Annotated in this window: 12 protein-coding genes; 1 reads left to right on the top strand and 11 read right to left on the bottom strand. The window is 61.2% G+C overall.

Features of this window, described 5'->3' with window-relative positions:
- The first annotated feature begins 178 nt into the window (after positions 1–178).
- Positions 179–886, top strand: a complete 708-nt coding sequence (locus ABYV89_RS09470; protein ID WP_432822709.1) for an RluA family pseudouridine synthase — start codon at positions 179–181, stop codon at positions 884–886.
- Between the two features lie 93 nt (positions 887–979).
- On the opposite strand, the gene mgtE is transcribed toward ABYV89_RS09470, so the two are convergent.
- From mgtE to nifH, 11 genes are all read right to left on the bottom strand, one after another.
- Positions 980–2,365 (bottom strand): magnesium transporter, encoded by a 1,386-nt coding sequence (mgtE, locus tag ABYV89_RS09475; protein WP_432822710.1) that lies wholly within the window; start codon positions 2,363–2,365, stop codon positions 980–982.
- A gap of 123 nt (positions 2,366–2,488) precedes the next feature.
- Positions 2,489–3,514, bottom strand: a complete 1,026-nt coding sequence (locus ABYV89_RS09480; RefSeq protein WP_432822711.1) for an ATP-binding cassette domain-containing protein — start codon at positions 3,512–3,514, stop codon at positions 2,489–2,491.
- Positions 3,511–4,197, bottom strand: coding sequence for a GTP-binding protein (locus tag ABYV89_RS09485; RefSeq protein ID WP_432822712.1), 687 nt, complete (start codon positions 4,195–4,197; stop codon positions 3,511–3,513). Before ABYV89_RS09485 ends, ABYV89_RS09480 begins: the two co-directional genes overlap by 4 nt.
- Positions 4,194–5,408 (bottom strand): ABC transporter substrate-binding protein, encoded by a 1,215-nt coding sequence (locus ABYV89_RS09490; RefSeq protein WP_432822713.1) that lies wholly within the window; start codon positions 5,406–5,408, stop codon positions 4,194–4,196. The genes ABYV89_RS09485 and ABYV89_RS09490 overlap by 4 nt, the downstream gene beginning before the upstream one ends.
- 202 nt (positions 5,409–5,610) lie before the next feature.
- On the bottom strand, positions 5,611–6,486 hold the full coding sequence (locus ABYV89_RS09495; protein WP_432822714.1) for a radical SAM protein: 876 nt from the start codon (positions 6,484–6,486) through the stop codon (positions 5,611–5,613).
- Between the two features lie 316 nt (positions 6,487–6,802).
- Positions 6,803–7,153 carry a NifB/NifX family molybdenum-iron cluster-binding protein gene (locus tag ABYV89_RS09500; RefSeq protein WP_432822715.1) on the bottom strand — a complete coding sequence of 117 codons (351 nt, stop codon included), beginning with the start codon at positions 7,151–7,153 and terminating at the stop codon, positions 6,803–6,805.
- Positions 7,154–7,252: 99 nt separating this feature from the next.
- Positions 7,253–7,522 (bottom strand): ferredoxin III, nif-specific, encoded by a 270-nt coding sequence (gene fdxB, locus ABYV89_RS09505; RefSeq protein ID WP_432822716.1) that lies wholly within the window; start codon positions 7,520–7,522, stop codon positions 7,253–7,255.
- Positions 7,523–7,611: 89 nt separating this feature from the next.
- Positions 7,612–7,998, bottom strand: coding sequence for a nitrogen fixation protein NifX (gene nifX, locus ABYV89_RS09510; protein ID WP_432822717.1), 387 nt, complete (start codon positions 7,996–7,998; stop codon positions 7,612–7,614).
- A gap of 268 nt (positions 7,999–8,266) precedes the next feature.
- Complete coding sequence (nifK, locus tag ABYV89_RS09515) at positions 8,267–9,730, bottom strand: nitrogenase molybdenum-iron protein subunit beta (RefSeq protein ID WP_432822718.1); 1,464 nt, start codon at positions 9,728–9,730, stop codon at positions 8,267–8,269.
- 146 nt (positions 9,731–9,876) lie between these two features.
- Positions 9,877–11,343, bottom strand: a complete 1,467-nt coding sequence (gene nifD, locus ABYV89_RS09520) for a nitrogenase molybdenum-iron protein alpha chain (RefSeq protein ID WP_432822719.1) — start codon at positions 11,341–11,343, stop codon at positions 9,877–9,879.
- A gap of 174 nt (positions 11,344–11,517) precedes the next feature.
- On the bottom strand, positions 11,518–12,139 hold a 622-nt coding region (nifH, locus tag ABYV89_RS09525), incomplete at its 5' end, for a nitrogenase reductase (RefSeq protein WP_432822720.1).

The raw sequence follows: 12,139 nt of genomic DNA on the forward strand, positions 1-12,139 counted from the left end.
CATCCGGCCTTCATGCTCGCCGGGGCCGACCTCCCGGCCGGGGAAGAGAGCGCCCTCGAGGGCTTCGTCACCACCACGCGGGGAGGCTTTCCGATCCTTCGGGAGTCGCCGGCCGAGGCGTTCGCCTTGGGTGAAATCCGCTGAACTGAAAAACCGTCACGAGGAAGGCAGAAGCACATTGGATCAGTCAATCAAAGACAACCGGCCGCCCAAAAAACATCAGCCGAAAGGGCTGCCCATCCTCTACGAGGACAAGGACATCATCCTGGTGGAGAAGCCGTCCGGACTGCTGACCATCGGCACCGACCGGACCAAGTCGAGAACCGCCCACTACCTGCTCAATGACTATGTCCGCAAGGGTAATCCCAAGTCGCGCAACCGGGTCTACGTGGTCCACCGCCTCGACCAGGACACCTCGGGGCTGCTGATCTTCGCCAAGAGCGAAGAGGCCAAGAAGTTTCTGCAGGAGAATTGGGAGCAGACCGACAAGCACTACCTGGCCATCGTGCATGGACAGCTGACGCCCAAGGAGGGGAAGATTTCCAGCTACCTCACCGAGAATGCCGCCCAGCGGGTCTTTTCGACCCCGGTCGAGGCCAAGGGGAAACTCTCCCACACGGAATACAGGGTATTGAAAGAAGGGAAAGGGCTCAGCCTGGTGGAGATCCATCTGCTCACCGGCCGCAAGCACCAGATCCGGGTCCACTTCGCGGAAAAAGGGCATCCGGTCGCGGGGGACCGGAAATACGGCACCGGCGAACTGGTGTCGAAGCGGCTCGCCCTCCACGCCCGCTCGATTTCCTTCATCCACCCCTTCAGCAAAAAGCCGATGACCTTCGACACCGGAATGCCGGAGGACTTTGTCCGGCTGATCGGCCAGCTGTAACGACTGCCCCGGCAACAACATGCGCACAAAAAAAGGCAGGCTCCCTTTTCCGGGGAAACCTGCCCTTTTTTGTGCGCGCTTTTGCCGCCCGGATCACCCGGCCAGGCGCGGCAGCACGGCGGTGGCGAAACTGAGGACGAAGAAGAAGCCGCACATGTCGGTGACGGTGGTCAGCAGCGGGCTGGACACCAGGGCCGGGTCCATCTTGATCCGCTTGAGCAGCAGCGGCAGCAGTCCGCCGAGGGTGACCGCCACGATGGTGTTGGCCGCCAGCGCCCCGCCCACCACCAGCCCGAGGTACGGGTTCCCTTTCCAGAGCAGCGCCACGCCGCCGAGCAGCACCCCGAGCGCCACCCCGTTGATTACCCCGAGCAGCGCCTCCTTGCGCATGACGCGCAGCAGCTCGTTGGGGCGCACCAGTCCCAGCGAGAGTTCCCGCATACTGACGGCGACCGCCTGGTTGCCGCTGCAGCCGCTCATGTCGCTGACCATGGGCAGAAAGACCGCCAGGGTGATGGCGGCGGCCAGGGTGTCCTGGTAGAGGGCGATGACGCTGGCGGCGATGATGTTGAGGACGATGTTCAGGCTCAGCCAGGACAGCCGGCGGCCGGCCCGGTTGAAGAGCGGCATGGTTCGGAACTCTTCGCCGCCGATGATGCCGCTCAAGCCGAGGTACTGCTTGACGGTCTTTTCGCGGCGGGCCTCTTCGACCGACTCGGGCAGCACCACGCCGACCAGTAGCCCGCTGTCGTCGACCACCGGCGCGCCGAACAGGTCGTGGTCCTCGAAAAAGTCGCGCAGCTGCTCGAGCTTCGCCGACACGGGGATTTTATGGGGATTGCGGATCATGACCTTGTCGAGGGTGGCGCTGCGCGGCAGAAAGAGCAGATCGTGCATGCGCAGCACCCCCAGCAGGCGCTCGTCCGGATCGGTGACGTAAAAGTACTGCACGTGGTAGTCGGCGTAGGTTTCCCGGTTGTCCTGCAGATCCTGCAAAACCCCGCCGATGGTCTTTTCGGCCGGATAGCTGAGGTATTCGGAAATCATCAGGCCGCCGGCGGTATCGGCCGGGTAGGAGAGAAACTGCCGGGCTTCGAGCGCCTCATCCGGCTTCATCTGCTCCAGTATCGCCTGGGCATCCTCTTCGTCCATCTCCCCGAGCAGGTCGACGACGTGGTCGCTGTCGAGCTCTTCGAGAATGGCAGCGGCCTGCTGCGGATGCAGCTCTTCGATGAGGTCGGCCGCCTGGGCGTCGGAGATATCCTCGATGACCTCGGCGGCGTCTTCGGGGGAAAGGAGTTCAAACAGGCGCCCCTGGCTTTCGGCGGAGAGACGGGAAATGGCTCGCGCGGTTTCGGTGGGGCTCATGCCGTCGATAAAATCGAGCAGCACGACGCCATCGCCTGCCTTGATCAGGCTTTCGAGCTGTTCCCAGGGGCGTTCGTGGATTTCGGGGAGATCGGCGACAGGTGTTTCCATGACAGCAGGCTTTCTCGGGCAGAAGGGCGGAGTATGGGTGGAGCGAACACGCCATACTATGCCTCAAGCACCGGACCGTTGCAAGTCGTCATAAAGGGACAGAAAGGAACTTGATTGGGCAGGCTACTTATCCGGGGCGAACAATCCCGCATCCAGCACCACCCGCTCTCCTCGCCGCAGCTGCTCCCGCACTGAGGCCAAGCGGCGGTCGAGGGTGTCGAGATCAGCCAGAGCGGCCCGCTCTTCGGCGCTGGTTTCGAGCACCGCGGCAATCGCCCCGTTCTTGATCACCAGCCGGCGGTCGCCGGACAGGGCCAGCAGCGGATCGTGGGTGGCCATGAGGACGATCTTCTCTTCACGGACGAGGAGTTCGAGGGCGCGGCGACGGTCGACCCCGGCGTTTTCGATTTCGTCGATCAGGACGATGGGCGAGACGCTGAGGCAGGCGACGTCGGCGATCATCAGCGCCCGCGACTGGCCGCCGGAGAGGGCGGTGACCGGGGTGTCGAGGGTGAAGGGCTCACCGGCCAGGTCGACGGCGGTGGCGTAGATCCGCTCGATCATCGCCTCGACCCCTTCGACCAGCCGGCTTTCGGCGTGCATCTGCAGAAATTCCCGCACCGAGAGGTCCATGACGAAGTTCATGTTCTGCGACAGCTGGGCGACCAGCCGCTGCTCTCCGGAGAGCCGGGCGCTCTCGTCGGGCGGCGCGTCGTCGAGCAGAATCCGCCGCCCGGTCGGGGTATCCCCCTGGGCCAGGCATTCGATATCCGCCAGCAGCCGGCTCTTGCCCGAACCGGTCGGACCGACCACGCAGACCACGTCGCCGGAGCGTAGCTCCAGGCTCATTTCTTCTCTCCGGCCGCTCTTGTCGCGGCCGCCGAGCACGGTGACCTTGCGCACCGGCTCGCGACCCCCGCCGCGAAAGCTTTCCATCTGGGTCATGAAGCCGAGCAGTTGTCCTGTGAGTGCCTCGCGGTCAAGGCCGAGGCGGTCGAGTTGCTCCGGCGTCAGGGCAGAAAAATAGTCGGACAGTGAAAGCGGACCGGCCGGCAGCGGCAGAGCGTGCGCGGCGAAGAAGTCGGCCAGGTAGGGATGCTGCTGCAGCAATGCGCGACAGGGCTGGCGAAGCAGTTCGGCGGCGGTCATGAGAAATCCATCGTTTTGACGTTGCCGATCTGGCAGTCCTTGCCGATGCGGGTTTCACCGAGGCAGTAGGAGCAGAGGGCGGCGGGCATGGAGAAGCGCAGGCGCTCCCCATCGAGGCCGGCGATTTCCGGGGCATTTTCGAGGTGGCGCTGCAGCAGCAGGCTCCCCTGGCCGGTGAGGCCGTTGACCGGCAGCACCGCCGCCTTGGGGTTGACCTGCTTGACGCGAAAGGCGAAGACTTCGCGCTCGGCCTGGGAGACGATGTCCCCCTTGGTGATCACCACAACATCGGCGCTTTTGAGCATCGGGCCGATCTTGCGCGGGGTGTGGACACCGCTCAAGTTGTCGATCACGCAGACCGCCAGCACCTGGTTGACGTGCGGTGAGCAGCGGTTGCACAGCCCGGCGCTTTCGCTGATCAGCAGATCGAAACCCTGGCGCACTCCCCACTGCAGGGCCGCTTCGATATTGGCGATGAAGAAATGATCGGGGCACAGGCCGCCGGCCAAGCCGGTTTTGACCGGAATCCCGGCTTTTTCATAACGCTGCTGATCGTCGCTGAAGAGACAGTCGAACTTGACCACGCCGAGCTTCACCCCGTTTTTGGCCAGCCCTTCGGCGGCCCGCAGGATCACCGAGGTTTTGCCGCAGGAGGGCGGCCCGGCGACGGTCACCAGCTTCATCCGAGCACTCCCTTGACCGCCGGCAGAAAGACCCGGTCGATGCCGGCGTTGACCTCGCGGATGTCGTTGCTACGCAGCCAGTCCCAGCCCAGCCACAGCAGGGGCGCATCCTGCAATTCCCCTTCGACCTCGGCGTGGGGGACCGGAAAGCGCGCCCCGACCAATGCCCGGGCCAGCTCGGGGCCGGTCAGCCAGTCGAGCACCGGCTTCAGTTCCTTCACCTTGTCCTTTTTGACCTGCAGGGTCACCGGGCTGGCCAGCGCGCCGTCCTCGGGCCAGAGGATGGCGATGCGATCCTTGTTCTTGACCCGGTGGGCGAAAAATTCGGGCATCACGTAAAGCGCGCCCCCGCCCCCGCCGTCGATCTGCTTGACCATCTGCGCCGGGTGCAGTCCCTGGCGCACGTTGGGCGCCAGCTTGAGCAGCGCTTCCTCGCCTCCGGCCTGGAAAATCGGCAGCAGCACGGCATGGCAGAAGAAATCGGCATTGCCGCGCAGGGTGATGTCCTTCAGCCAGATCGGGTCGAGGATGTCGGCCCAGCGCCTCGGCAGCGGCCGGTCGCCAACCTTGTCGAGATCGGCAACCAGCACCAGCGGATTGACACCGAAGACGAAGTACTCCCCTTTCGGGTCGGGAAGTCCGGCGGCGGCGAAGGCGGCGCTGGGGTTGACCTGGCCATAACCGACCAGGTGCCCCGGCTCGACAAAACGCTTATAAAACCGGTGGGTGTAGAAGGCGTTGAAGTCGGCCGAAACGATGATGTCGGGGAGTTCTTCGACCGTCTCGATGGTGTCGACATAGGGGTAGTAGGAAAGTTCCTGGTTGAGGTTGCCTTCCACCGCGTAAGTGATATCCAGCCCCTGCCGAACCCTGAGCTCTTCGAGAAAGCTGCTCAGCACCCGGCCGAAGGGAACCTTGAGCCCGCAGGGCATCAGCGCCAGCAGGGTCAGCTCACCGGCCTTGCGGATATCGGGAAGCCCCGGTGCCTCGAGCACCTGCTCGGTCGCCACCGTCTCGGCCAGCAGACGCAGAAAGATGTCGGCGTCAATCCCGCGGCTGCGCAGCGCCGTCTTCAGGGTGAGAAAGGGGGCCAGCACCCGCAGGCCGTCCTCGTTGACCAGCCCTTCCAGGCCGTGGACGACAAAGACCGGGTGCGCCTCGGGATGGCGGTCGAGCAGGGCGGCGATGGTCAGATCGAGCAGTTCGGTCATATTACCTTCCTAAAATCGGCCTCTCGCCCGCTCATTGCATTCGCTAGAGCGCGCAGAGATCGCAGAGGAAAATCTGTGAACAGAAAAAACCGGAGAAAGTCGTGGCAAGGCAAGGAACGTCCATATAAACCCTTGCCCTTCTCTGTGTCCTCTGCGTGCTCGAGTGAGCGAAGCGAACGGGCGAGAGGTCGCCTTTGACTTGTTACCCCGCCTTGGCTTCAAGCAGTTCGAGGTCGATATCCTGCCCGACCAGGCCGGCGGCGTCGGCACGGCACTGTTTGCAGTGGCGGGCCTGGGAGAGGATCAGTTCGGCCTGGTTGCGCACCATCTCCATCACCGCATCGGAGGGAGGTTCAATCTCTTTGAAAATGCCGACCGGGATCACCGGCATGATGTTCATCATCGCGGCGCCCAAGTTACGCACCCTGACCGCCAGGTCGAGGGTTTCGTGGTCGTTGACGCCGGGGATGTAGACATGGTTGACCTTGACCAGCATGCCGGCCTTGGCCGCCATCTCCAACCCCTTGAGCTGTTTTTCCAGCAGGATGGCCGCGGCCTTCTCCCCTTCGATCCGCTGGCCGTCATGCTTGATCCATTCGTAGACCTTGGCGCCGGTTTCGGGAGTCAGGGCGTTGATGGTCACAGTCAGGCTGTGCACGTCGTACTCGAGGATCGTTTCCAGCATCTCCGGCAGCCGCAGGCCGTTGGTCGACAGGCAGAGGGTCATTTCGGGAAAGGCCTCGCGCACCAGCTTGAAGGTCTCGAAGGTCTTCGGGTTGGCCAGCGGGTCGCCGGGGCCGGCGATTCCCACCACCTTGAGCTGGGCGCCACCCTGCTTTTCCATGTGCCGCTTGACCAGCCGCACCCGCTCTACCGCCTGGGTCGGAGTGAGCACCCGGCTGGTGACGCCGGGGCGGCTCTCGTTGGCGCAGTCGAACTTGCGTTCGCAAAAGCCGCACTTGATGTTGCACCCCGGCGCGACGGGAAGATGAATGCGCCCCGCCTTGCTGTGATCGCCGCCGAAGCAGGGGTGGTCGGTCTGGGGCCTCTGGTTCATCATCGGACATCCGCTTGCCATGATCGGTCTCCTTTCAACGCACAAGGGCGCTTTCGTACCTGCCGAAAGCGCCCTTGCCCTGGTCTGAAAATAAAAAAGCCCCATGGAAAATCCATGGGGCTTCGTTGCCTGGTTTCCGATGCGGCACTGCACTGTGCTGCATCCGGTCATCATCAGTTAAGCACGTTACGTGCCAAGCGTAAGTTACCGAAAAAATTAGGCAGAATGGGTCCCTCAACACCATCCTGCCTATGCCTTAGGCGATTGCACTCTGGAAAGTTAAAAAAATAATCAGATAAAGTCTTACTCCGTAGCCAGCGCCGAAAAATGTTGCAAATCAGGAATCACTGGCCTGCTTGCATTGGGCTTCAACAGCCTGGACCAAGGCTTGCGGTATTGGGCCGGGGGCAACGACGGCCTGGATGCCGAGCTTTTTCAGCTCATCCTTCGGATAGCCGCCGATCATGGCGGTAACCACCAGCCGACAACCGTCGATGGCCTCGGCAATCCCCTGAAAGCGTCCGTGCCGGAAGGGCTGGTCGGGCACGTAGGCACAGTACTTTTCCACCGAAACTTCCTTGACCAGCTGTGGGTTCCCCTGGTTGTAATCGTAGATCAGAAAACGCTCGGCGTGACCGAAGTGCTGATCGACTTCGGTACCGGTTTTGGATGTAACGGCGATAAGCATAAAAACTCCCTTAAAACCAGTGATTGGTGATTAGTGACTGGTGATTGGCAAAACCCACAGAACCAATCACAGACCACCAATCACTAATCACCGCTTTTCTTACGCTTCCATCGTGGTGAAGCTGAAGCACTTCTTCGGGCAGGCGACGCCGCAGCCGGCGCAACCGATGCAGTTATCCGAATTGATGATGGTCATGATCATGCGGGTCGAATCGGTCTCTTCGTCCACCAGGTCCTCGGGACCGAGCACCTTGCGGGCGCAGCTCTTATAGCAGCGGCCGCAGCCGATGCATTTTTCGGGGTCGATGGCCTCGGCGAAGGTCGGGGTCCAGCTTTTGCCACCGCGGGTCAATCCGGTCAGTAATGCCATGATAATTCTCCTCTTTTATGTGGTGTAGGGGCGAATTTCGCCTTCGCCCTTGCTGTACCGGGCGAATACGAAATTCGCCCCTACATCATTTATCCTTCCAGAAACCCGGGTCGTTCGCTCTTCAGCATCGCCTTACGCATCCAGGGGGGCGGGCTGCCGCGCAGAACTTCCTGCAGCTTTTCCACCACCAGGGTAATCGGCTCCTGCTCTTTGCTCTTGATCGGGTGGATCTTTTTCTGCACCAGCCGGGCCGCGGCCGGGCCGCCAATCTGGGCCACATAAACCAGGGCGCAATCATTGAGACCGGCGCAGCGGGCCTCGATGCGATCGGCCTCGTCGGCGCCTTCGGTCTTGACCTGGACCACCCCGGTGAACTCGGCCTCTTCGGGACCGATCTCCCAGATAAAAAACTGCTCGGCGCGGCCAAAATGCTCGTTCACGTGAATTTTATCGGTGCTGGCGAATGCCACTTTCATGACTAGACCTCTACTTTCTTTTCCAGAAACAATTTCAAATCGACGGGTTCGGATCATTAAAAATCCTGTTCACCGAGTGTTCTCAGGCGGCGTTGAATTTCAGACGGGTGGAGGACAACCCCCACCCGTCTTGTTCTGACTCCGTATCAGGAGCGAGCAATTTTGCGCAAGGTCAAGGAGGGTAAGAAATTGCGCGGAGGCGTAGCAGCGCTACGCCGCACAAGTAATTTCGAAACCTGACGCAGAGATTGCGTAAAAGGGCCGCTCCCTACCGCATCATTTCAAACCACTGGTCTTCGCAGGTCTCGTCCTTGATATCGAGGAACTTGTTGGCGATCATGGTCAGGATGTTGATCGCGCCCTGGTAACCAACAACCGGGGTGCGATGCAGGTTCACCCGGTCGATGATCGGGAAACCGATGCGAAACAGGGGGATCTTGGCGTCGCGGGCCGCCCACTTGGCGTGGGTGTCGCCGATGATGCCGTCGACCGGATCGGTCATCAGCAGGGAGCGCATGTGCCAGAGGTCCTTGTTGATGTAGACGGTGCAGCCCTTGCCGAAGGGCGAGGCCTCCAGCAGCGCCTTCATCTCTTTTTCGAACTTCTTGGTCGAGCGCGAGCAGAGGACATGATGGGGAATCGCGCCCATTTCGAGCAGGAAGCTGACGATGCCGATCAGGTAGTCCGGGTCGCCGGCGATAGCGAACTTCTTGCCGTGCAGGTACTGGTGCGCATCGGTCATCGCGTCAACCGCCCGGCCGCGCTCGGCTTTCAGTTCTGCAGGAATTTCCTTACCGAAAAGCTCCGAGAGTTTCATCAAAAACTCGTCGGTCTTCTTGATGCCGAAAGGCATCGGCATGACCAGCTTCTCACCGCTGAACTCTTCCTCGATCCACTTCATGGTGGTGACAGTGGAGTACTTCTGCAGGGCGATGGTCGCCTTGCCGTTGATCGACTCGGCCGCGTCCTCGAGCTTGGTCCCGCCGGGATAGAGCTTGTAGTGCCCATCGCAGGGGGTGTCGAAGACCTCGGAGGTATCGGCCATCACCGTGTAGGGGATGCCCATCGCCTCGAGCAGGCGCTTGTATTCGCGGACATTGCCGGTGCTGCCGTCGAAACCGGGAATCAGGTTGAGCTTGCCGGTACACTTGCCTTCGACCTTCTGCCCCTCGGTGAGGTACTTCAGAATGGCGAGCATCATCGAGTCGTAGCCGTGGATGTGGGTACCGTTGAAGCTCGGGGTGTTGGCGTAAGGCGTCGGCAGTTCCTCGGGGATGTGCCCCTGAAGCTTGGCGTTGGTGATGAAAGCGGTCAGGTCGTCACCGATAACCTCGGGCATGCAGGTGGTGTAGACCGGCATCATCTTCGGCTTGTAGATGGAGTAGGCGTTCTCCAGCCCTTCAAAGAGATTGTTCTGGCCGCCGAACACCGCACCGTCTTCGGTCATGGCGTCACAGGTGGCCGCCGCCGGCTCACGGTAGTGCCGGCTGAAGGTGCTGCGGAAGTACGAAGCGCACCCCTGGGAACCGTGCACAAAGGGAAGGCTTCCTTCGAAGGCGGTCGCCACCATCTGCGCCCCGAGCGGCTGGCAGGCATGGGCCGGGTTGATCACCAGCGCCTCGCGGGCGAAGTTTTTTTCCTTGTATTCTTCGGTATTGATCCATTCCTTGACCCGCTCAATTTCTTCCGGCGAGTGTTCGGTCACTTTTTTTAGCGCTACTGCTTCGCTCATGGCGATAACTCCTTATTGTTTGCCACAGAGACACGGAGAGCACAGAGAAATTCAAAAATCAGGTAAGGTTCGGGCTTGAAACCAAAACACAGGCTTTTGTCGTTGACCTTCTCCGTGTCTCCGTGCCTCTGTGGCCGATATTGTCTCTAAAACGGTGCCTTGACCAGCTTCCAGGTCGGGCTGTTGATCGCCATATCGATGTCGCGGGCGAAGATCTTGAACCCTTCGTAGCCATGGTAGGGACCGGAGTAGTCCCAGCTGTGCATCTGGCGGAAGGGGATGCCGGACTTCTGGAACACGTATTTTTCCTTGATCCCGCTGCCGATCAGGTCAGGCTTGAGTTCTTCAACGAATTTCTCCAGCTCAAATTCAGAGACGTCGTCGTAGATCAGGGTCCCTTTTGCCATCTCGGGAGCGGTACGGTCGTAGTCGTCCTGGTGGGCGAATTCGTAACCGGCGCCGGTGATCTGGATGCCGAGGTCCTCGTAGGCGCCGATGGTGTGCCGGGGGCGCAGGCCGCCGACGAAGAGCATGGCGGTCTTGCCTTCGAGGCGCGGCTTGTACTCGTCAAGGACCGCCTGCATGATCGGGGTGTACTTGGCGATGACCGCTTCGGCCTTCTCCTTGATGGTGTCGTCGAAGAGATCGGCGATGGCGCGCAGGCTCTCTGCAATTTTGGTCGGGCCGAAGAAGTTGTACTCGAGCCAGGGGATGCCCCACTTCTCTTCCATCACCTTGCACATGTAGTTCATGGAACGGTAGCAGTGGATCAGGTTGAGCTTGACGGTGTGGGTGGCGGCGATTTTCTCGACTTCGCCGTCGCCGGTCCAGACGCTCTTGACGTTGAGGCCCATCTCTTCGAGGATCGGCTTGGCGGCCCAGACGTCGCCGCCGATGTTGTAGTCACCGATCAGGGCGACATCGTAAGGACCGATCTCATCGGCGAATTCGTACTTGCCGATGATGTGGTCACGGATCGAGTCGTTGGAGATGTGGTGACCGAGCGACTGGGAGACGCCGCGGAAACCTTCGCAGTTACAGGGGACGACCAGCTTGCCGAGCTCTTCCTGCATCTTCTTGGCGACGGCGTTGATGTCATCGCCGATCAGCCCGACCGGGCACTCGGAAAGGATCGAGAGGCCCTTGTTCAGCGGAAAGAGCTCATCGGCTTCCTTCAGCAGAACTTCAAGTTTCTTGTCGCCGCCGTAGACGATGTCGCGCTCCTGGAAGTCGGAGGTGAAGTCCAGCGGGAAGGAGGTGACGCCGGGAACGCCCTGCATCAGGTTACGCCGGGTACCCCAGCTGTAAACACCGCAGCCGACCGGGCCGTGCGAGACGTGGATCATGTCGCGGATCGGGCCCCAGACCACCCCTTTGGCGCCGGCGTAAGCGCAGCCGCGCTGGCTCATAATCCCGGGAACGACTTTCTTGTTCGACTTGACCGCACAGGTCGAAGAGGTCGGCTCGTTGGCTCCCAGGTGGGGAGCACGTTTTTTCTGAGCCTTCTCCGGCATCGCTGCGAGGGTTTCCTCGATCAGCTTCTCGGTTCTTTCTTTGGTAACGCCCGGAACGGGCTTTCTTTCGTGGATCGTTTTATCGTCACCTTGATACATATCGTTACTCCTTAAATACCTGATTCTTAGATCAGCTCAACAGCGCCGCCGCTACGACGGGCAAGTTGCCCTCAGATCAAGGCGCTCCAGGGAGAGCGGGAAGCGTAGCGGACGCTACGTTGAACCCGCGAGCCCGCAGGGCAACGCCGAGCTGGGGGCAATTCGCCCGGCGCTTTAAGCTACCCCTTCGGCCTTGCCGACGATCGTCTCGTCTTCGGCTTCCATAATGCCGAATTCCATCAGCAGGTCTTCGAGCTCTTCCATCTCCAGCGGGGTCGGTACAACGAACATCGTGTTGTCGGCGATCTTCTGGGCCAGAGTCCGGTACTCCTGGGCCTGCTTGTGCTCGGGGGAGTACTCGATGACGGTCATGCGGCGCAGTTCGGCGCGCTGCACCTGGTTGTCGCGGGGGACGAAGTGGATCATCTGGGTGCCGAGTCGTGCGGCCAGAGCCGTGATCAGATCCGCTTCGCGGTCGGTGTTGCGGCTGTTGCAGATCAGGCCGGCCAGGCGGACGCTGCCGCTTGCCGCGTACTTGACGATACCTTTGGAGATGTTGTTGGCGGCGTACATGGCCATCATCTCGCCGGAAACCACGATGTAGATCTCCTGGGCCTTGTTCTCGCGGATCGGCATGGCGAAACCGCCGCAGACGACGTCACCGAGGACGTCGTAGAAGACATAGTCGAGATCGGGGGTGTAAGCGCCCTCTTCCTCAAGAAAGTTGATGGCGGTGATGACGCCGCGACCGGCGCAGCCGACGCCCGGCTCAGGGCCGCCCGACTCGACGCACATG

The sequence above is a fragment of the Trichloromonas sp. genome, assembly GCF_041583255.1.
Lineage (GTDB): Bacteria > Desulfobacterota > Desulfuromonadia > Desulfuromonadales > Trichloromonadaceae > Trichloromonas.